Source organism: Streptomyces sp. BJ20 (assembly GCF_022869105.1).
Taxonomy (GTDB): domain Bacteria; phylum Actinomycetota; class Actinomycetes; order Streptomycetales; family Streptomycetaceae; genus Streptomyces; species Streptomyces griseoincarnatus.
Genome location: NZ_CP094918.1, coordinates 206,755 through 225,712, shown reverse-complemented (window position 1 = coordinate 225,712; position 18,958 = coordinate 206,755). Strand labels below are relative to the sequence as shown.

Genomic DNA, 18,958 nt, shown 5'->3' with positions numbered 1-18,958 from the left:
CCAGCCTGTGGACAACTTCCTGCGGAACTTCCACCGGACCTGTCACACGAGGTGACGAGCGGACCGCGTACCGCCCGTCACCGGACGCTCGCGCGGACCCTCCGAGGGCCGCCCCGCCGACGACCCCGCGGGACGGGAACCGTCCGCGGGCCCGTACCGTTGAGGGCGTGTACCGGTTCTTGCTGACCCCCCGCTGGTGGGCGATCAACGTCTTCCTGCTGCTCTCGATCCCCTTCTGCGTGTTCATGGGGTCCTGGCAGCTGGGCCGGTTCGAGGACCGGGTGGACAACCACCGCGAGGCGGAGGCGCAGGTCGCCGACGCCAAGAAGGACAAGCCCCGGCCGTTGGACGACCTGCTGCCCGTGACCAAGGCCACGTCCGGCAAGCAGGCCACCGCGACCGGCCGGTACGACAAGCAGCTCCTGGTCCCCGACCGCGCGCTGGACGACAAGGGCGGCTACTACGTCCTGACCCTGCTGCGCACCGACACCGGCCGCGCCCTGCCCGTCGTACGCGGCTGGCTGCCCGGCGAGCCCGACCCGGCGAAGGCGCCCGCGCCGCCCGCCGGCGAGGTCACCGTCACCGGAGCGCTCCAGGCCTCCGAGACCCCCGGCAGCAACGGCGTCAGCGCCCGCAGCGGCCTCCCGGAGGGCCAGACGGCCGCGATCAGCGCGGCCTCCCTGATCAATCTCGTCCCGTACGACGTCTACGACGCCTGGGTCACCCTGAACGACGGCGACTCGGGCATGCGCGCGGTTCCCGCGTCCGCGCCCGGCGGCACCGGCCTCGATCTGAAGGCGTTCCAGAACCTCGGCTACACCGCGGAGTGGTTCGCCTTCGTCGGCTTCGCGATCTTCATGTGGTTCCGCCTGTTCCGCCGCGAGGTGGAACTCGCGCGGGACGCGGAGCTGGGGATCCTGCCGGACGAGGCGGAGGCCGAGACGGCGGAGGCCGCCACGGAACCCAAGGCACCGGCGACGGAGCGGGAGCCGTCCAGCACGACGGGGGTGTGACTCCCCGAGGCCCTCTGGGCCCTGGGCCACTTGGTCCCCTCACGGTGCGCGGACCACGGCGCCCGACGAGTTCCCTCATGGCCGGGCAGCGGGCTGCTCCCCGGCCGTCCGCCGAGTCCTAGGCCTGGGACAGCAGCCCCGTCCAGTAGACCGTCCCCGCGCAGGCGTTGGGGACCGTTGCGGTGGCCGTGCCCGAGCCGGTGGTCGTCGTGTAGGTCACCGCCACGCTGCCCTCGGTGCCGCCGTCCTGGCGGAGGAGCTGGGTCGTCGTGCCGGGGGCGGTGCCCGTGCCCGTGGACGCGCCGGTCGTGTTCGTCGGCTCCTCGGTCGGGGTCGGGTCCGCGGACGGGCCGCCGGTGCCGCCGCCCGCGGTGTCGCCGGGGACCGGGCAGGTCTCCGAGGGCACCCACGCGAACCGCACCTCGTACGCCTCGCCCGGCTTCAGGACCACGGTCGCCGCCTCCAGCGACGGGTCCGGCAGGGCGGCCGCCGCGTCGCCCGCGACATGCCGGGCCGTGCCGATCCTCGCCGCGTCGGCCGCGCCCTGCGGGGTCGCGCTCACGGTGCCCGGGCCGTCGACGGCGCACGCCGCGCCGGAGACGTTGGTGACCCGGAAGGAGCCGTAGACCGCGCCCGCCGAGTCGGGGGCGGCGCTGGTCGCGGTGGCCGGGCCGAGCTGCTCGGCGGTACAGGCGGGGGCGTCCGCCGTGGTGCCGGCCGAGGGGTCGGCGCCCTCGGAGGCGCCCGTGCTCGTCCCGGTGCTCGCGCCGGCCTTGTCCCCCTCCTTCGTGGGGTCCTTCCTGTCGCCGCCGACCTCGTCGGAGGCGCCGCCGGCGGTGGTCTCGCCCTTGCCGGCGTCCTTGCCCTGGCCGGTGCCGCCCTGGGCCTGCGAGGCGTGGCCGACGGCGGACGGGTTGGCGTCCGGGCCGGAGGCGGTGGAGACGTGGACCAGCGCGGGGACGGCCGTGCCGAGGAAGAGCGCGGCCGCCGCCGCGCCGACGAGTGCCTGGCGCTTGCGCGCACGGCGGGCGGGGACGGCTCGGCGCAGGTAGTCCAGGGTGCCGTCGCTCGGCTCCACGTCCTGGACGGCCTGGTGCAGCAGGGTGCGCAGGTGCAGTTCGTCCGAGGCGAGCCCGTCGGGGCTCTGTTCGTCCCGGCCGTCGTTCACAGTTCCGTTCCCAGCGTGCGTGTCTGTCGGGTTCTGCCCGTGCGGTGTCACGAGCGCGCGCAGCCGCGCGAGCCCGTCCCCCTCGGGCACGCCCCCGTGGTCCGGACCCCGTACGGGGTCCGGACGGCGTTCCGCGGCATCCGTTTCCGGGTCCGGTTCAGGTTCCGGAGCCTCTTCCGGTTCCGGGTCCGGTTCGGTGTCCTCCGCGTCCTCGGCCCGCGGCTCCGGGGCGGAGCCGTCTTCCCCCACGGCGTCCGCGGTACGTCCGGATCCGGCCGGGCACCGGTCGCCCTCGGGTCCGCCGTCGCCGTCGCCGTCTGCGGAGTTCTCGCCGGCGCCGTCCGCGGGCTCCCGGCCCTTCGCGGTGTCCGACGCGTCCCCGGAGGAGCCCCGCGAGCCCTCCGGCTCGCGTTCCTCGGGGCGCGGGTCCCGCGCGTCCTGGCCGTCGCTCATGCCGACGCCTCCATGGCCACCCGCAGCGCGGCGATGCCGCGTGAGCCGTACGCCTTGACCGAGCCGAGCGAGATGCCGAGCGTCTCGGCGACCTGGGCCTCCGTCATGTCGGCGAAGTAGCGCAGCACCAGCACCTCGCGCTGGCGGCGCTGAAGCCCTTTCATCGCCTTGATGAGGGAGTCGCGTTCGAGCTGGTCGTACGCGCCCTCCTCCGCGCTCGCCATGTCGGGCATGGGCTTGGACAGCAGCTTCAGGCCCAGGATGCGGCGGCGCAGCGCGCTGCGGGACAGGTTCACGACCGTCTGACGCAGATAGGCCAGGGTCTTCTGCGGGTCACGGACGCGTTTGCGGGCGGAGTGGACGCGGATGAACGCCTCCTGGACGACGTCCTCGCAGGAGGCCGTGTCGTCGAGGAGCAGCGCGGCGAGGCCCAGCAGCGAGCGGTAGTGCGCGCGGTAGGTCTCGGTGAGGTGGTCGACCGTGGTGCCGGCCGCCACGGTCTCGTCGGCGCCGTCGCGCTGACCTGGGATGCGGGCGGGGCGCGCTGCGGGCATGGGCGCGATCACCGGCATGCCACCGGACGCGCCGGCCACGCGGGGCCGGAGCGTGCCGCGAGGCGGCCGGAACGCCGTGCCACGGGGCGCTGTGAAGTCGAGTACTTCTGCCACGCCAGTTGGACACACTTCCCCCCGGGAGGGTTGTACGTGCCGGGCGTCACGTCTGCGCCGACCGGTACCGTCCACCGCCCACCCGCGTCAGGCAGCACCACCGACAGCACACCGAATGCCCTCATGCGTCCCGCTCTTCCCCTGTATTTCATATGAACGGACGTCCCCACGCCCGGCTCCAGACGTCCCCACGTCTGGGAAGCAGCGTCCCCACGCCCCGGAGGGTGACCGCAAAGACGCTCCCCGCCCTCCGCTCGGTTGCGGCTGGCGGGGAGGTGAATCCTCGTCTGTAATCCTCGGCCCAGGAAGTTGCATGTTCAAGTGGCTCGACCGACCGGCCCAGCCCACGAGCTCCTCACAGATCCTACAAATGAATCCCCTGTGATCCAGCGCTTTTACCCGCGGCCACCGGGCCGTCCGTCCCGGGTCAGACCGCCTTGCGCTCCGCGGCCACCAGCTCGGCGATCTGCGCGGTGTTGAGCGCGGCCCCCTTGCGGAGGTTGTCCCCGCACACGAAGAGCTCCAGCGCCGTGGGGTCGTCCAGGGCCCGGCGCACCCGGCCGACCCAGGTGGGGTCGGTGCCGACGACGTCGGCGGGCGTCGGGAACTCCCCGGCGGCCGGGTTGTCGAAGAGGACGACGCCGGGGGCGGTCGCGAGGATCTCGCGCGCCTTGTCGACGGTGACCTCGCCCTCGAAGCGGGCGTGGACGGTGAGGGAGTGCACGGTGACCACGGGGACGCGGACACAGGTGACGGCGACGGGGAGGGCGGGCAGGCCGAGGATCTTGCGGGACTCGTCCCGGACCTTCATCTCCTCGGACGACCAGCCGTCCTCGCGCAGGGAACCCGCCCACGGCACGACGTTCAGCGCGACCGGCTCCGGGAAGGGCCCGGTGTTGTCGCCGACGGCCCGCCGCACGTCGCCGGGGTTCGTGCCCAGCTCCGTGCCGGCGACCAGGGAGAGCTGGTCGCGCAGGGTCCGCACGCCGGCCTGACCGGCGCCGCTGACCGCCTGGTACGACGAGACGACCAGCTCGCGCAGGCCGAACTCGGCGTGCAGCGCGCCGAGGGCGACGATCATCGACAGGGTGGTGCAGTTGGGGTTGGCGATGATGGAGCGGGGGCGGCTGCGCACCGCGTGCGGGTTGACCTCGGGGACGACCAGCGGCACGTCCGGGTCCATGCGGAAGGCGCCGGAGTTGTCGACGACGACCGCGCCGCGCGCGGCGGCGACGGGCGCCCATTCGGCGGAGACCTCGTCGGGCACGTCGAACAGGGCGACGTCCACTCCGTCGAAGGCGTCCTCGGTGAGCGCCATGACCTCGACCTCCTCCCCGCGCACGGCCAGCTTGCGGCCGGCCGAGCGCGGGGAGGCGATGAGCCTGATCTCGCCCCAGATGTCCGCGCGCTGGGACAGGATCTGGAGCATGACCGCGCCGACGGCCCCGGTCGCCCCCACGACCGCCAGCGTCGGCCGCCCGGAACGTCCGGGTCCCGCGGTGCCGGTCATCAGCGGCCGGTGCCTCCGTAGACCACGGCCTCGTCGCTGTCGGAGTCGAGACCGAAGGCGGTGTGCACGGCGCGCACGGCCTCCGGCACGTCGTCCTTGCGGGTGACGACCGAGATGCGGATCTCGGAGGTCGAGATCAGCTCGATGTTCACACCGGCGTCGCTGAGCGCGGTGAAGAAGTCGGCGGTGACCCCTGGGTTGGTCTTCATGCCCGCGCCGACCAGGGAGATCTTGCCGATCTGGTCGTCGTAACGCAGCGAGTCGAAGCCGATGGCGCCCTTGTTCTTCTCCAGGGCGTCGATGGCCTTGCGGCCCTCGGTCTTGGGCAGCGTGAAGGAGATGTCCGTCAGGCCGGTGGACGCGGCGGACACGTTCTGCACGACCATGTCGATGTTGATCTCGGCGTCCGCGATGGTGCGGAAGATCGACGCGGCCTCGCCGGGCTTGTCGGGCACGCCGACGACCGTGATCTTGGCCTCGGAGGTGTCGTGTGCGACACCGGAGATGAGAGCCTGCTCCACCTGCTTGTCCCCTTGCTCGATCGGCTCGCTGCTGACCCACGTGCCCTTGAGTCCGCTGAAGGACGAGCGGACGTGGATCGGGATGTTGTACCGGCGGGCGTACTCCACACAGCGGTGGAGCAGCACCTTGGAACCGGAGGCGGCCAGTTCGAGCATGTCCTCGAACGAGATCCAGTCGATCTTCTTGGCCTTCTTCACCACGCGGGGGTCGGCGGTGAACACACCGTCGACGTCCGTGTAGATCTCGCACACCTCGGCGTCGAGCGCCGCGGCGAGGGCGACGGCGGTGGTGTCGGAGCCGCCGCGGCCGAGCGTGGTGATGTCCTTGGTGTCCTGGCTGACGCCCTGGAACCCGGCGACGATGGCGATGTTGCCCTCGTCCACCGAGGCCTTGATGCGGCCCGGCGTGACATCGATGATGCGGGCTTTGTTGTGGACCGAGTCGGTGATGACACCTGCCTGGCTGCCGGTGAAGCTCTGGGCGTTGTGGCCCAGGTTCTTGATCGCCATGGCCAGCAGGGCCATGGAGATCCGCTCTCCGGCGGTCAGCAGCATGTCGAGCTCGCGGCCGGCAGGGATCGGGGAAACCTGCTCGGCGAGATCGATCAGCTCGTCCGTCGTGTCGCCCATCGCGGAAACCACGGCGACCACCTGGTGGCCGTTCTTCTTGGCTTCCACGATCCTCTTGGCGACGCGCTTGATGCCTTCGGCATCGGCTACGGAGGAGCCTCCGTACTTCTGCACGACAAGGCCCACGTGCGCTCCTCGCTCAGTCCGTCGTTGTCCACAGTCCGCCCACGTATGTGTGCGCTGCGGTCCGCTCAGTCTATCGACGTCCGAAAATCCCCCCTTCGCGATATCGCATGGTGAGACATCGGACGCTCGCGAAGGGCTCCTGCCCAGCCCCACGCCGACCACTCGGAAAGTGCCCTGCGTCACACCGGGCACGGTCCTTTTCGGCCGGTACCACCACCCCACGGGCAGCGGGTGGTTCAGCACGCAACAACCGGATTTCCGGCCGTGTGACGTTCCTGCCGCGTCGAACACACCGGGCCTGACCAGCCAGGTCGAGCGCACAGGCCGCCGTCGCCCGGCCGGCGCGGCGGCACGAGGGGCACGTTTCACGGGGGACACATCCATGACCGACCCGGGCACCCCACAGGCGCTGCGGCACCTGTGGGCGTCGCCGGCGCTGTTCGCGCTGGGGGCGGTCGTCGCGTTCGACGTCGTCGGGAGCCCGGAGGCGGGGCGGGCCCTGATGGCCGGGGGACTGTCGGGGCCGGTCGTGGTACTCCGGTGGCAGACGGTAAGGCGGAAGCGCCCGGAGAAGGCGTTCGTCGTCGTACCGCTCGCCCTGCCGGCGCTGATGACGGTGCTGTTCGCAATGGACGAAGGGCTCCCCGGCACCGGTGCGGGTGGCTCATGATCGGGGCATGACGGGTCTGAGGGAGAGGTCGGAGGCGCTGCCCCTGGCGGCGAGGGACAACCGTCCGGCGGAGGTCGCGCGGCTGCTGGCCTCGGGGGTCGGTGTCGACGCGATCGACCGGGAGGGGCGCTCGGCGCTGGATCTCGCCGTGCAGGAGGGGCACGCGGACGTGGTCCGGCTGCTGCTCGCCGCCGGGGCCGACCCAGAAGGACACGCGGGTCCGTACCAGGAGCTGACGCCGATGACCGAGGCGGCGATGTTCGGCCGCGCGGCGGTCGTCGAGGCCCTGATCGACGCCGGGGTGTCCACGGGGGCCCAGCGGGACCGCATCCCGTACGTGCCCTTGGTGCTGGCGGCGACCCTCGGTCACACGGACGTCGTGGACGTGCTGCTGGACCGCGGGGCCGACATCGAGGACCGGGGCTTCAAAGGGCGTTCGCCTCTGGAGTGGGCCGTTTCGTTCGGGCAGCCGGCCGCGGTGCGGCTGCTGCTCCGGCGCGGTGCGGAGCCCACGGAGAAGGCTCTGGCGTCGGCGCGCGAGGGCGCGGAGAGGTGCCCGGAACGAGCCGGGGACCGCGCGCTGGTCCTCCGGGCCCTGGAGGCCACCAGGGCCGAGGGCCGGTGACGGTTACTGGACCGGGCGCATGCCCAGATGGGTGCCGATTTCCTCGGCCATGACCTTGCCGGCCTCCGCCTCCAGGGTTTCGTCGCCCAGGCCCTGGTCCGTGTCCAGGCCGTCGAGTTCGGCGAGGGGCTGGTTCAGGCGGACGTGGGCGACGACCGACTGGAGGGCGCGCAGGGTCGCCGACGCCGTGGAACCCCAGTTGGAGAAGTAGGAGAACTGCCACCACCACAGCGCCTCCGACGTGCGGCCCGCCTTGTAGTGGGCCATGCCGTGACGCAGGTCGGTGATGACGTCGGTGAGGTCGTCGGAGATGCGGGCCGGGACCGGGGCCTTGCGCGGCTCGTACGGGTCGAAGACCTCGGAGTAGACGTCGATCGGGTCGAGCAGCCGCGCCAGGTTCTCGCGCAGCTCGTCCACGTCCGGCTCGGGTCCCATGTCCGGCTCGTAGCGCTCCTCGGGGACGATGTCCTCGTGGGCGCCCAGCCTGCCGCCGGCCAGGAGCAGCTGGGAGACCTCCAGGAGGAGGAAGGGCACCGCCGAGTCCGGCTCGTCGCCCTTCGCGACCTCCGTGACGGCCACCAGGAAGCTCTCGATCTGATCGGCGATCTGGACCGCGAAGTCGTCCGGGTTCCGGTCGGTCGCGTGCAGCGTGGCGTCAGACATCTAGGAGTCGTCTCCCCTCGAAGGCGCGGCCGAGCGTGACCTCGTCCGCGTATTCCAGGTCGCCGCCCACCGGGAGGCCGCTGGCCAGGCGGGTGACCTTCAGGCCCATGGGCTTGATCATGCGGGCGAGGTACGTGGCCGTGGCCTCGCCTTCGAGATTGGGGTCCGTGGCGAGGATCAGCTCGGTGACCGTGCCGTCCGCCAGCCGGGCCAGCAGCTCCCTTATGCGCAGATCGTCGGGGCCCACCCCGTCGATCGGGCTGATCGCGCCGCCCAGCACGTGGTAGCGGCCCCGGAACTCACGCGTGCGCTCGATCGCGACGACGTCCTTCGGCTCCTCCACGACACAGATGACCGCGGGGTCGCGCCGGGTGTCGCGGCAGATGTTGCACTGCTCCTCCTGCGCGACGTTCCCGCACACCGCGCAGAAGCGGACCTTCGCCTTGACCTCCATCAGCGCCTGCGCCAGACGCCGTACGTCCGTCGGTTCCGCCTGCAGGATGTGGAAGGCGATCCGCTGCGCGCTCTTGGGACCGACGCCGGGAAGCCGCCCCAGCTCGTCGATGAGGTCCTGGACCACGCCTTCGTACAACGGACTGCCGTCCTTCCTGATGTGCCTTCACTACGTACGGTAGAGGGCCGCGGCCCTGCTTAGAAGCCCTGTAGGAGCGGGAAGCCCCGGCCGGCCGCCCTTCGTCAGAAGGGGAGGCCGGGGATGCCGCCCCCGCCGAGGCCCTGGGCCAGCGGTCCGAGCTTCTGCTGCTGCAGCGTCTGCGCGTTCTCGTTCGCCGCCTGGACCGCCGCGACGACCAGGTCCGCGAGGGTCTCGGTGTCCTCCGGGTCCACGGCCTTCGGGTCGATCTTCAGCGCCCGCAGCTCGCCGGAGCCGGTGACGGTGGCCCGCACCAGGCCGCCGCCCGCCTGACCCTCGACCTCCGTACGCGCCAGCTCCTCCTGGGCCTTGGCCAGGTCCTGCTGCATCTTCTGGGCCTGCTGGAGCAGCTGCTGCATGTTGGGCTGGCCACCACCGGGGATCACGATTCGCTCCTAGGTCGGTATGTCGGGTCGTTACGTCGGTCCGGGTGCGGGGGCCGCACCCTCGGCACGAGCCTACGTGCTCGGGACGGCCGTTGCCCCGGCACTCTTTCGGGTGAGTCCGGTCCGGGGCCCTATACCCGATGACCGCCTTCTTCCGGGCGTAAAAGCGCGCGAACCCCCGACGCGCCCACCCGTTGGGCGGTAGGAAGGGCCCGGCGCGCGAGCACCACGCGTGACCGGCCGAACGCGCACGGTGCGTGCGCGGGGGGTCGGTCAGGTCGGTTCAGGAGGGGAGATACCGGGTGGGTCAGCCGGAGATGCAGCCCGAGGGTCGGCCTCACGACGGGCGGGGCGAAGGCGCGGCGGGGCTGCGTCCGGGCGACCCCGTCGGCCGGGCGTTCCCGCTCGGGGACTGGGGCGAGCCGGCCGCGCGGCTGGACGAGCTGTACCGGTGGGTGGAGCGCGGGGCGCTGGACACCGCCGCCTGGTACCTCGAGGACCGGATGTGGAAGCGGCGGTGCGCCTGGGCGCTGCGCGCCGGTACGGCGTTGGGGGCGCTGGCCGGGGCCGCGTTGCCGCTGCTGGATCTGACCGGGGCGGTGGACGGTGTCACGGCGTGGGGGTATCTGGCGTTGCTGGTCGCCGTGGCGTGTGTGGCGGCCGATCGATTCTTCGGGATGACGTCCGGGTGGATGCGGGACGTGGCGACCGCGCAGGCCGTGCAGCGGCGGCTGCAGGCGTTCCAGTTCGACTGGGCGTCGGAGTGCGTGCGGGAGGTGCTGGGGCCTGCCGAGGGGACGGCGAGTGAGGCCGCGGAGCGGTGCCTGACGGTGTTGCGGCGGTTCACCGAGGACGTGACGGAACTGGTTCGGGTGGAGACTGCGGACTGGATGATGGAGTTCCGGAGCGGGGTGCCGCTGGGGGTGCGGAACGCGCTGGCCGGCGGGGGGCGGCCGGAGGTGGCGCTGCCTGTCGGGCGGTTCGCCGCCGCGCCGAACGGGGCTCGGCCGAACATGCCTCGGCAGCGGCCGCCGGAGGCGCGGTGAGGTTCGGTTGGGGGCGGTTTGGGGGCGCGGTGCGGTGAGGCGCGCTCGGTGTAGGTGAGAGGTGCGGTGCGTCCGATGCGCGTCGGTGTGGGCGTGGACGCGGTGCGTTCGATGCGCGCCGGCGTGGTCGCTGGGCGCGGAGGGTGTCGCGCAGCCCGGCGCTTGCGGGGTGCCGTCCGCGCCCACCCGTGCCGCCCCATCGGCACGACTGTCCGCGGACGGCGGCGGTAGCCGTCAGTCGCGTGTGTACGTCAGTTGCTCGCCCGTGCCTGTGCTTTCGCGGCGGAGGGTGCCGTCCGGGAGGAGGGTGATCTCGCTGGCCGAACCGGGGGTGCAGGCGGATCGGGGTTCGCCGGCGGTGACGGTGGAGGGGCCGATCCGGAGGCGGCCGTCGGAGGTGCCGGTGAGGCGGGCCTCGAAGACGCAGTGGTAGGTGCCGTTGCCGGTGGGGCCGTCGGCCACCAGGGACATCACCGTGTCGCCGACCTCGCCCTGCTGCACGGTGAGGCGGCGGCCGTGGGAGCCGCTGTCGTTGTCGATGGTGGTGGACCAGCGGCCCAGGAACTCCCCCGGGACCGTCCCGTCCGCGGGCGCGCTGCTGCTCGGTGAGCGCGTCTCCGCGGGCGGCACGTCGTCGGTGGCGGCCGCGTCGCCGGTGCTCTGCGGTGCGCTGCTCGGCGCGGCGGGCGTCGACGGGTCGCCCCCCGCACGGTCGTCGTCCCGGGCGCCGCTCATCAGCGCGTACACGCTGCCGCCCGCGGCGAGCGCCACCACCAGCGCGATCACCACGAGCAGCGCGGTGGAGCGGTTGTCGCGGCGCGGCTCCTGCTGGGGCGGGACGTACGGCGGGGCCCCGTAGGGCGGTGGGCCGTAGGGCGGGGTCGCGCCCGCGCCGTGACCGCCGTACGGGTGGCCGTACGCGGGCGGCTGCGGGTGCTGCTGCGGCCGGCCGTAGGCGCCTCCGCCGTACGCGCCACCCGGCGCGGGTCCCGGAGTCGGTCCCGACGGAGGGGCCGGTTCGCCGCCCCGGCCGGCCACCACCGTGGGCAGGTGGTTCACGTCGGGCTGCCCCGGCAGGGGCGGGGCCGCGCCGTCGTCGGCGGCGCGCGCGTGCTCGGCGGGCGCGTCCCCTCCGGGCTCCCCGGAGGGCGCCGGCGCCTGGGGGTCCTCCGCGTCGAGGAGCCGTACGGCGTGCCGGCCGAGCTGGGCGACCAGCGCGCTGGGCAGCCACGGGTCGCGGGAGCGGCCGTCGGCGACGGTGTCCTCCGCGCCGGTGGCGGCCAGCACCTCGTCGAGCGTGGGCCGGGCCGCCGGGTCCTTGCGCAGGCACGCCCGCACCAGGTCGGCGAGCCCCTCGGGCACCTGCGTCAGGTCGGGTTCCTCCTGCGCGATGCGGAACATCAGCGCGTGCACCCCGCTGTTGGCGGTGCCGAACGGCAGCGCGCCGGTCGCCGCGTAGGCGAGCACGGAGCCGAGGCAGAACACGTCGCAGGCGGGCGTGATGCGGTCGCCGCGCACCTGCTCGGGCGCCATGAAGCCGGGCGAGCCGACGAGCGCGCCGGTGCGGGTGAGCCCGCCGTCGGTCACCGTCTCCAGCGCGCGGGCGATGCCGAAGTCGATGACGCGCGGCCCGTCGATGGTGACGAGGACGTTGGACGGCTTGAGGTCGCGGTGGATGATCCCGGCCGCGTGGATGTCCTTGAGCGCGTACGCGAGGCCGGCGCCGAGGATGCGCACCGACCGCTCGGGCAGCGCCCCGTGGTCGTGGCCCACCACCTGCTGGAGGCTCGGCCCGGCGACGTACCCGGTGGCCACCCACGGCACGGCCGCCTCGGTGTCGGCGTCCAGCACGGGTGCGGTCCAGTCGCCGCCGACCTGCCGGGCGGCCCGCACCTCCTGGCGGAAGCGGGCGCGGAACTCCTCCTGGCGGGCCAGCTCCTCGCGGACCAGTTTCACGGCGACGGTGCGTCCCCGGTCGGAGCGGGCGAGGTAGACCTGGCCCATGCCGCCGGCGCCCAGCCGTGCGAGCAGCCGGTAGCCCCCGATCGACTGCGGATCCCCGGTCCCGAGCTGGTCCATCGCTGCGCCGCCTTCCCCCCGCAGTGAGCAACGGATCGAGGATAGTGGCGGGCCGGTGCCGGGTGAGCCGGCCGACGCCTACGGTTCCGTAACAGGCGGGCCGAGGCCGTCGAGCACCGTGGACAGGCGTTCCAGCGCCCGCACCGCCTCCGCGAGCCCTTCCTCCCCGTGGGTCTCCCGGTACGCCGTCGCGAGCCGTGCGGCGAAGGCCGCGTGGCCGGGGTCGATGCGGCGGACGGCCGCGTACCCCTCCTCGGTCGGGGCGAGGAGTTTGGCGCGGCGGTGGGCGGGGTTGGGCCGGTACTCGGCGAGCCCCTGCTCCACCAGCAGGTCGGCGACGCGCTGCACGCTCTGCCGGGTGACGCCCATGACGCGGGCTATCCCGGACACCGGCAGCGGCTCCCGGAGCACCGCGCCCAGCACCTGCCACCGTGCGGCGGTGAGCCCGGCGGGCCGGGCCAGTTCCTCGGCGACCGCGAGGAACTGGCCGTTGAGCCTGAACGCGCCGAGCGCGGCCCGGCTGAGCAGGTCCTGTTCCTCCTCGCTCACCTGCTCACCGCCTCCGTCCACTCGGCGTACGCGGCCGGGTCGGAGTGGTGGAACAGCCGGTACCAGGCGTCGACCGCCTTGTCGTCGTAGGCGCCGAGCAGGCGGAGGATCTCGCGGGCGAAGGCGACGGGTTCGGTCGGGCCTGCGGTGACGAGCGGGCCGTCGGTGACGGCGTCGGCCTCCACGTACCGCCCGGCGCCCGCGTACCCCGTCGCCGCGAGGTAGGGGACGGCGGCACTGGTGTGCGCCCGGTCGTCGAGCAGGCCCTCGCGGGCGAGGCCGGCGGTGGCGCCGCAGATCGCGGCGACCGGCACGCCCGCGTCGAGGAAGGCGCGGGCGGTGCGCGCGACGGGGGCGAGGTCGTCGCCCTCGTCCCATGCGGTGGCGCCGGGGAGGATCAGCAGGGAGCTGTCCTCGGGGCGCAGCTCCTCCAGCGCGAGGTCGGGCCGGGCGTGGAGGCCGCCCACGCTGGTGACGGGCCTGCCGCCGGGGGTCGCGGTGCGCACCTCGAAGCCCGCGAGGGCGAGGTGGGCGGTGGCGTGACCGGTCTCCCAGTCGGCCCAGGTGTCGTAGAGGGCGAGATGCACGGGCTTGCGGGTCATGACCGCTCCCTGGGGTCGATTCCTCTGGCGAGCTACGACAGTAGCCTGTCAATATGACAGCAAGCTGTCAATAGCTCGCCCGGTCACTCACCCCCCCCGCCCTCCCCCTGGTCGACAACCTGTCGCGGAAACCCCCGCACCGCAGACACCCCGCCGATGTCGCTCGTCCACCGCCGCCGCCTACGCTCGGGCGCATGACCCCTCAGCCCGACCCCGAGGCCGGCGCCGCCGTCAAGGCCGCCGACCGTGCGCACGTGTTCCACTCCTGGTCCGCGCAGGAGCTCATCGACCCGCTCGCCGTCGCCGGGGCGGAGGGGTCGTACTTCTGGGACTACGACGGCCGCCGCTACCTGGACTTCACCAGCGGCCTCGTCTACACGAACATCGGCTACCAGCACCCCAAGGTCGTCGCCGCGATCCAGGAGCAGGCGGCGCGGATGACGACGTTCGCGCCCGCGTTCGCCGTCGAGGCGCGCTCGGAGGCGGCCCGGCTGATCGCCGAGCGCACCCCCGGCGACCTGGACAAGATCTTCTTCACCAACGGCGGCGCCGACGCCGTGGAGCACGCCCTGCGCATGGCCCGGCTGCACACCGGCCGCCCCAAGGTGCTCTCCGCGTACCGCTCGTACCACGGCGGCACCCAGCAGGCGGTGAACGTGACCGGCGACCCGCGCCGCTGGGCCTCCGACAGCGCCACCGCCGGGGTCGTGCACTTCTGGGCGCCGTTCCTCTACCGCTCGCGCTTCTACGCCGAGACCGAGGAGCAGGAATGCGCGCGGGCGCTGGAGCACCTGGAGACGACGATCGCCTTCGAGGGGCCCTCGACGATCGCCGCGATCATCCTGGAGACCATCCCGGGCACGGCCGGCGTCATGCCGCCCCCGCCCGGCTACCTCGCGGGCGTCCGCGCGCTGTGCGACAAGTACGGCATCGTCCTGGTGCTGGACGAGGTGATGGCCGGGTTCGGCCGGACCGGCACCTGGTTCGCGGCCGACCTGTACGACGTCGTGCCGGATCTGATGACCTTCGCCAAGGGCGTGAACTCCGGTTACGTCCCGCTGGGCGGTGTCGCCATCTCCGCGGAGATCGCGGCCACCTTCGCCACCCGCGCCTACCCGGGCGGCCTGACCTACTCCGGGCACCCGCTGGCCTGCGCCGCCGCCGTCGCGACGATCAACGTGATGGAGGAGGAGGGCCTCGTCGGGAACGCGGCCTCCCTCGGCGCGTCCGTCGTCGGCCCGGGTCTGCGGGAGCTGGCCGAGCGTCACCCGAGCGTGGGCGAGGTGCGCGGCACCGGCATGTTCTGGGCGGTGGAGCTGGTGCGCGACCGGGAGACCCGGGAGCCGCTGGTGCCGTACAACGCGTCCGGCGAGGCGAACGCCCCGATGGCCGCCTTCGCCGCCGCCGCGAAGAAGGCCGGCCTGTGGCCGTTCGTGAACATGAACCGCACCCACGTCGTGCCCCCGCTCAACACGGGTGAGGCCGAGCTGAAGGAGGGCTTGGCGGCCCTGGACGCGGCCCTGTCGGTGGCCGACGAACACGTGAGGTGACCGGCCGGGTCACCGGCGTTCCAGCGGGCGCGAGGGGTCTCCCCTCGCGCCCGTTCGAACATCCGGCGCCGCCGTCGAACCGCGTAAGGTGGCGTGCCCGTGGACTTCTGTGAGCACGCCACTCGAACGCGATGAGGGAGACGCCCCGACCATGCCCCGCCTCGGCAACGTCGCCGTGACCCGCAGCACCCTGCGGCAGCAGATCGCCGACGCGCTCCGTGACGAGGTGCTGGCCGGGCGGCTCCAGCCGGGGCAGGAGTTCACCGTCAAGGAGATCGCCGACCAGTACGGGGTGTCCGCGACGCCCGTGCGGGAGGCGCTGGTCGACCTGTCGGCGCAGGGACTGCTGGACGCCGACCAGCACCGGGGCTTCCGGGTGCACGAGTACTCCCCCGACGACTTCCGCGGCATGATCGAGGCGCGCAGCCTGGTCACCGAGGGGATGTTCCACGCGCTCACCCACGGCGGCGCACCCCGCCTGCGGCCCGACGAGCCACGGCTGGCGGCGCTCCTCGCCGGGGTGCGGCGGCGCGGCGAGGAGGCCCGGCGCGCGGCCCTGGCCGGCGAGGTCACCGTGCTGATCGGCTACGACCTGCGCTTCTGGCGGGAGCTGGCGTCCGCGTTCGGCAACCCGTACCTCACCGACTTCCTGCACCGGCTGCGGGTGCAGATGTGGGTGTACGTGGTGCAGCACCTGCGGCAGCTGCCCGATCCGCGGGGCCGGCTCTGGGCGCGTCACACCGAGCTGGTGGACGCCCTGACCGAGGGCGACACGACCGCCGCGCGCGCCGTCCTCGACACGTACACCGCGTACTCCCTGTCCCTCGTCGAGGGCCTGACGGCCGACGCGGCGGGTAAGGGACCTGTACGACGGCCCGCACAGGAGGATCCGCCCGCCCGGGACGCCGATACGCTTCCCTGACCCCTGTCCCGAACCGTCTTCCCGGACCCGGACGTCCCACCCGACGACCGCGCGATGCGAGGAGTCCTCTTTTGGCCTGTGACCTGTGGCTGGTACCGCTCGTCGACGTGTTGTGCCACACGCCCGACAACCCCTTCGCCGAGGAACTCGCGCAGTACAACACGGTGCTGGCCGACGCGGGACTGCCGCCGGTGCCGGTGTACCAGTACATGCCGGGACTGACCGGGGACGTCGCCCCGGTCGCCGGGTTCGACTACGACGCCCTGCACTTCCTGCGGCGCGTGCACCTGCTCCAGGTCTGCGGCCTTCCTGTCACCCCGGTGGACGAACTGGGCGGTGACTACGAGCAGTTGCTGGAGATGTTCGAGGCGACGGCCCAGCAGTCGCACCTGGTGTGGCACTACGACCACGCGGGCGCGTACGTGCCCGTGGACTTCCCCAGCCCGCTGTCCAGCGACGAACTCCTCGCCGGGGGCGGCCCGTTGGGGTCCTCGCACGCGCTGCTGCGCGAACTGGAGTCGGTCGCGCCGTCGATCGGCATCGACCCGGCGAACCCGCCGGCCGCGCCCGAGCCGCCGCGGGCCCCCACCGAGCTGGAGGAGCCGGCGGTCCCCGCGCCCTACGACCCGAGCCCGTTCGCCCGTGAGCGGCATGTATGGCTCGGCCTGCACGCGGCGGCCACCCGGAGCCTGGCGCAGGGCTCGATGATCGTCTTCAGCTGAGGCCGGACACGCGTCGGCCACCGGCGCCCCTTCCCGGGGACGCCGGTGGCCGGTCGCAGCGGGTGCTCCTAGAGGAACGAGTTGATCTCGATCGTCTCGGTACGGCCCGGGCCCACGCCGATCGCGGAGATCGGGGCGCCGGACATCTCCTCCAGGGCCTTCACGTACGCCTGGGCGTTCTTCGGCAGGTCGGAGAAGGACTTCGCCTTGCTGATGTCCTCGCTCCAGCCGGGCAGCATCTCGTAGACCGGCTTCGCGTGGTGGAAGTCCGTCTGCGAGTACGGCAGCTCCTCGACGCGCTTGCCGTCGATCTCGTACGCCACGCAGACCGGGATCTGCTCCCAGCCGGTGAGGACGTCGAGCTTGGTGAGGAAGAAGTCCGTCAGGCCGTTGACCCGGGTCGCGTAGCGGGCGATGACCGCGTCGAACCAGCCGCAGCGGCGGTCACGACCGGTGGTGACGCCCCGCTCGCCGCCGATGCGGCGCAGCGCCTCGCCGTCCTCGTCGAACAGCTCCGTCGGGAACGGTCCGGCGCCGACACGGGTGGTGTACGCCTTGAGGATGCCGATGACCCGGCTGATCTTCGTCGGGCCCACGCCGGCGCCGGTGCAGGCGCCGCCCGCGGTCGGGTTCGACGAGGTGACGAAGGGGTACGTGCCGTGGTCGATGTCGAGCAGGGTGCCCTGGCCGCCCTCGAAGAGGACCACCTTGTCCTGCTCCAGCGCCTCGTTCAGCACCAGCACGGTGTCGGCGACGTACGGCGCCAGCTTGTCCGCGTAGTCCAGCAGCTCCTCGACCACCTGGCCGACGGCGATCGCGCGCCGGTTGTAGAGCTTGGTGAGCATCTGGTTCTTGACGTCGAGCGCCGCTTCCACCTTCTGGGTGAGGATCGACTCGTCGTAGAGGTCCTGCACCCGGATGCCGACGCGGTTGATCTTGTCGGCGTAGGTCGGGCCGATGCCGCGGCCGGTGGTGCCGATCTTCCGCTTGCCGAGGAAACGCTCGGTCACCTTGTCCACCGTCACGTTGTACGGCGTGATGATGTGCGCGTTACCGCTGATCAGGAGCTTGGACGTGTCGACGCCGCGCTCGTTCAGACCGCTCAGCTCGGAGAGCAGGACCGACGGGTCGACGACGACGCCGTTACCGATGACCGGCGTGCAGCCGGGGGAGAGAATCCCGGAAGGGAGCAGGTGAAGGGCGTACTTCTGATCGCCCACGACCACCGTGTGGCCGGCGTTGTTGCCGCCCTGGTAGCGCACCACATAGTCGACGGAACCACCGAGCAGGTCCGTCGCCTTTCCCTTGCCTTCGTCACCCCACTGAGCACCGAGCAGCACAAGTGCGGGCACGCGCGTACACCCCTTCCGGGCGGGGCATGTCCAAGGTCAGGGGCGCACACGGAGGATCTCCGCCGCGTGCACCGCGACCACCGTTGGCCGCCAACCGTCGGACCGGATGCCCCGGAATAGACGAAGCCCCTGGCGCAATAGCGCAAAGGGGCTCTTGCACAAAGATGCTACCCGAGGAAGCGAGGCAGGGCCGAGGTGGCGACATCCGGGACATCTTCCGCGACGTCCGATCAGCTCCTGGTGGTCATCGATCCGGTCGCCCGGCGGGCGGACGGCGAGTCGGTCCGGATCGCGCGGGACGTGCTCCGCGCCGGTGCGGCCGGCGCGAAGGTGTGTCTGCCGGACGGCCCGGAGGAGTTCGCCCGGGCGCTGGCCCGGCGCGGCTCACGCCGTCCGGTGGTGGTGGGCGACGACCGGGCGCTGGTGCGCGCGGTGGAGCTGCTGCACCGGCACCGGGAGCTGGCCGGATGCGCGCTGTCCCTGGTGCCGGTCGGGGGCGCGGTGTCGCTCGCCCGGTCGCTGGGCGTCCCGTCGGGGGCGGTAGCCGCGGCGCGGGCCGTGCTGGACGGGGCGGAGCGCCGGATGGACCTGCTGGTCGACGACAGCGACGGCGTGGTGCTGGGCGCGCTGCGGATCCCTCCGCTGGGCTCGCCGTCCCCCGAGCGGGACTCCGCCGACGGGGTGACCCACCCGTGGCTGCGGACCTGCCGCTCCCTGGTGCGCACGCTGGCGCCCGCCCGGCCGCCCGCCGCGCCGGGGTCGGGGCCGACGCGGCTGCGGGTGGAGGTGGACGGGGAGACGCTCGTCGACCTGCACCAGTCGGTGGAGGCCGTCTCGGTCGTCCCCGGCGCCCCGGGCACGGCCCACGTCGAGGTCCGCCCGGCCTCGGTCGGGGCGGAGGCGTCCCCCCTGTCGGCGGAGGGCCGCACGGTCACCGTGTCGGGCGCGCATTTCCGCTACCGGGCGGACGCGGTGGTCTCGGGGCCGGTGCGGACGCGGACGTGGGAGGTGCGGGAGGGGGCCTGGGGGCTGACGGTGCCGGGGTGAGTCA

At 73.0% G+C, this 18,958-nt stretch carries 19 protein-coding genes; 8 read left to right on the top strand and 11 right to left on the bottom strand.

What is annotated here, in order from left to right; genetic code table 11:
* The first annotated feature begins 167 nt into the window (after window positions 1-167).
* Window positions 168-1,013 (top strand): SURF1 family protein, encoded by an 846-nt coding sequence (locus tag MTR79_RS01120; RefSeq protein ID WP_086703946.1) that lies wholly within the window; start codon window positions 168-170, stop codon window positions 1,011-1,013.
* 118 nt (window positions 1,014-1,131) lie between these two features.
* Here the strand turns inward: MTR79_RS01120 and MTR79_RS01115 are convergent, their stop codons facing one another.
* The 4 genes from MTR79_RS01115 to MTR79_RS01100 form a co-directional block, all read right to left on the bottom strand.
* Window positions 1,132-2,634: a hypothetical protein gene (locus MTR79_RS01115; protein ID WP_244788789.1), complete on the bottom strand. Its 1,503-nt coding sequence runs from the start codon at window positions 2,632-2,634 to the stop codon at window positions 1,132-1,134.
* A complete protein-coding gene (locus tag MTR79_RS01110; protein ID WP_048457251.1) occupies window positions 2,631-3,206 on the bottom strand; it encodes a SigE family RNA polymerase sigma factor in 576 nt (191 codons plus the stop codon). The genes MTR79_RS01115 and MTR79_RS01110 overlap by 4 nt, the downstream gene beginning before the upstream one ends.
* Window positions 3,207-3,729: 523 nt before the next feature.
* Entirely contained in the window at window positions 3,730-4,812 is a 1,083-nt protein-coding gene (locus MTR79_RS01105) for an aspartate-semialdehyde dehydrogenase (protein WP_244788787.1), read from the bottom strand.
* On the bottom strand, window positions 4,812-6,089 hold the full coding sequence (locus MTR79_RS01100) for an aspartate kinase (RefSeq protein WP_048457023.1): 1,278 nt from the start codon (window positions 6,087-6,089) through the stop codon (window positions 4,812-4,814). Before MTR79_RS01100 ends, MTR79_RS01105 begins: the two co-directional genes overlap by 1 nt.
* Before the next feature lie 382 nt (window positions 6,090-6,471).
* Between MTR79_RS01100 and MTR79_RS01095 the strand changes: the two genes are divergently transcribed.
* Together MTR79_RS01095 and MTR79_RS01090 are read left to right on the top strand one after the other, a co-directional pair.
* Complete coding sequence (locus MTR79_RS01095) at window positions 6,472-6,759, top strand: hypothetical protein (RefSeq protein ID WP_244788785.1); 288 nt, start codon at window positions 6,472-6,474, stop codon at window positions 6,757-6,759.
* Between the two features lie 7 nt (window positions 6,760-6,766).
* Window positions 6,767-7,384: an ankyrin repeat domain-containing protein gene (locus tag MTR79_RS01090; protein WP_244788783.1), complete on the top strand. Its 618-nt coding sequence runs from the start codon at window positions 6,767-6,769 to the stop codon at window positions 7,382-7,384.
* Between the two features lie 3 nt (window positions 7,385-7,387).
* Here MTR79_RS01090 and MTR79_RS01085 read toward each other — a convergent pair whose 3' ends face one another.
* From MTR79_RS01085 to MTR79_RS01075, 3 genes are all read right to left on the bottom strand, one after another.
* Window positions 7,388-8,047, bottom strand: coding sequence for a DUF5063 domain-containing protein (locus tag MTR79_RS01085; protein WP_048457025.1), 660 nt, complete (start codon window positions 8,045-8,047; stop codon window positions 7,388-7,390).
* Entirely contained in the window at window positions 8,040-8,639 is a 600-nt protein-coding gene (recR, locus tag MTR79_RS01080) for a recombination mediator RecR (protein WP_048457026.1), read from the bottom strand. The genes MTR79_RS01085 and recR overlap by 8 nt, the downstream gene beginning before the upstream one ends.
* Window positions 8,640-8,743: 104 nt before the next feature.
* A complete protein-coding gene (locus MTR79_RS01075) occupies window positions 8,744-9,085 on the bottom strand; it encodes a YbaB/EbfC family nucleoid-associated protein (protein WP_078492938.1) in 342 nt (113 codons plus the stop codon).
* Between the two features lie 302 nt (window positions 9,086-9,387).
* On the opposite strand from MTR79_RS01075, the gene MTR79_RS01070 reads away from it, so the two are divergent.
* Window positions 9,388-10,131 (top strand): SLATT domain-containing protein, encoded by a 744-nt coding sequence (locus MTR79_RS01070; protein WP_189363842.1) that lies wholly within the window; start codon window positions 9,388-9,390, stop codon window positions 10,129-10,131.
* A gap of 234 nt (window positions 10,132-10,365) precedes the next feature.
* On the opposite strand, the gene MTR79_RS01065 is transcribed toward MTR79_RS01070, so the two are convergent.
* From MTR79_RS01065 to MTR79_RS01055, 3 genes are all read right to left on the bottom strand, one after another.
* Complete coding sequence (locus MTR79_RS01065) at window positions 10,366-12,210, bottom strand: serine/threonine-protein kinase (RefSeq protein ID WP_244788781.1); 1,845 nt, start codon at window positions 12,208-12,210, stop codon at window positions 10,366-10,368.
* Between the two features lie 78 nt (window positions 12,211-12,288).
* Window positions 12,289-12,759 (bottom strand): MarR family transcriptional regulator, encoded by a 471-nt coding sequence (locus tag MTR79_RS01060; RefSeq protein WP_244788779.1) that lies wholly within the window; start codon window positions 12,757-12,759, stop codon window positions 12,289-12,291.
* Window positions 12,756-13,361 (bottom strand): DJ-1/PfpI family protein, encoded by a 606-nt coding sequence (locus tag MTR79_RS01055; RefSeq protein ID WP_244788777.1) that lies wholly within the window; start codon window positions 13,359-13,361, stop codon window positions 12,756-12,758. The genes MTR79_RS01060 and MTR79_RS01055 overlap by 4 nt, the downstream gene beginning before the upstream one ends.
* A 194-nt stretch (window positions 13,362-13,555) precedes the next feature.
* On the opposite strand from MTR79_RS01055, the gene MTR79_RS01050 reads away from it, so the two are divergent.
* The 3 genes from MTR79_RS01050 (at window position 13,556) to MTR79_RS01040 (ending at window position 16,555) form a co-directional block, all read left to right on the top strand.
* A complete protein-coding gene (locus MTR79_RS01050; protein ID WP_086704072.1) occupies window positions 13,556-14,911 on the top strand; it encodes an aspartate aminotransferase family protein in 1,356 nt (451 codons plus the stop codon).
* 151 nt (window positions 14,912-15,062) lie between these two features.
* Window positions 15,063-15,833, top strand: a complete 771-nt coding sequence (locus MTR79_RS01045) for a GntR family transcriptional regulator (RefSeq protein WP_086704071.1) — start codon at window positions 15,063-15,065, stop codon at window positions 15,831-15,833.
* Window positions 15,834-15,904: 71 nt separating this feature from the next.
* Window positions 15,905-16,555 (top strand): hypothetical protein, encoded by a 651-nt coding sequence (locus MTR79_RS01040; protein WP_048457033.1) that lies wholly within the window; start codon window positions 15,905-15,907, stop codon window positions 16,553-16,555.
* A 68-nt stretch (window positions 16,556-16,623) separates the two neighbouring features.
* Here the strand turns inward: MTR79_RS01040 and MTR79_RS01035 are convergent, their stop codons facing one another.
* On the bottom strand, window positions 16,624-17,907 hold the full coding sequence (locus MTR79_RS01035) for an adenylosuccinate synthase (RefSeq protein WP_086704070.1): 1,284 nt from the start codon (window positions 17,905-17,907) through the stop codon (window positions 16,624-16,626).
* Window positions 17,908-18,147: 240 nt separating this feature from the next.
* Here MTR79_RS01035 and MTR79_RS01030 point away from each other — a divergent pair, with 240 nt between their 5' ends.
* A complete protein-coding gene (locus tag MTR79_RS01030; protein WP_244788775.1) occupies window positions 18,148-18,954 on the top strand; it encodes a diacylglycerol kinase family protein in 807 nt (268 codons plus the stop codon).
* Window positions 18,955-18,958: the final 4 nt, after the last annotated feature.

Bases quoted from the DNA above. Each gene is read 5' to 3' on its own strand.
- MTR79_RS01115 (WP_244788789.1), bottom strand. From the start codon at position 2,634: ATGAGCGACGGCCAGGACGCGCGGGACCCGCGCCCCGAGGAACGCGAG.
- MTR79_RS01110 (WP_048457251.1), bottom strand. From the start codon at position 3,206: ATGCCGGTGATCGCGCCCATGCCCGCAGCGCGCCCCGCCCGCATCCCA.
- MTR79_RS01105 (WP_244788787.1), bottom strand. From the start codon at position 4,812: ATGACCGGCACCGCGGGACCCGGACGTTCCGGGCGGCCGACGCTGGCG.
- MTR79_RS01095 (WP_244788785.1), top strand. From the start codon at position 6,472: ATGACCGACCCGGGCACCCCACAGGCGCTGCGGCACCTGTGGGCGTCG.
- MTR79_RS01090 (WP_244788783.1), top strand. From the start codon at position 6,767: ATGACGGGTCTGAGGGAGAGGTCGGAGGCGCTGCCCCTGGCGGCGAGG.
- MTR79_RS01085 (WP_048457025.1), bottom strand. From the start codon at position 8,047: ATGTCTGACGCCACGCTGCACGCGACCGACCGGAACCCGGACGACTTC.
- MTR79_RS01065 (WP_244788781.1), bottom strand. From the start codon at position 12,210: ATGGACCAGCTCGGGACCGGGGATCCGCAGTCGATCGGGGGCTACCGG.
- MTR79_RS01055 (WP_244788777.1), bottom strand. From the start codon at position 13,361: ATGACCCGCAAGCCCGTGCATCTCGCCCTCTACGACACCTGGGCCGAC.
- MTR79_RS01050 (WP_086704072.1), top strand. From the start codon at position 13,556: ATGACCCCTCAGCCCGACCCCGAGGCCGGCGCCGCCGTCAAGGCCGCC.
- MTR79_RS01045 (WP_086704071.1), top strand. From the start codon at position 15,063: ATGCCCCGCCTCGGCAACGTCGCCGTGACCCGCAGCACCCTGCGGCAG.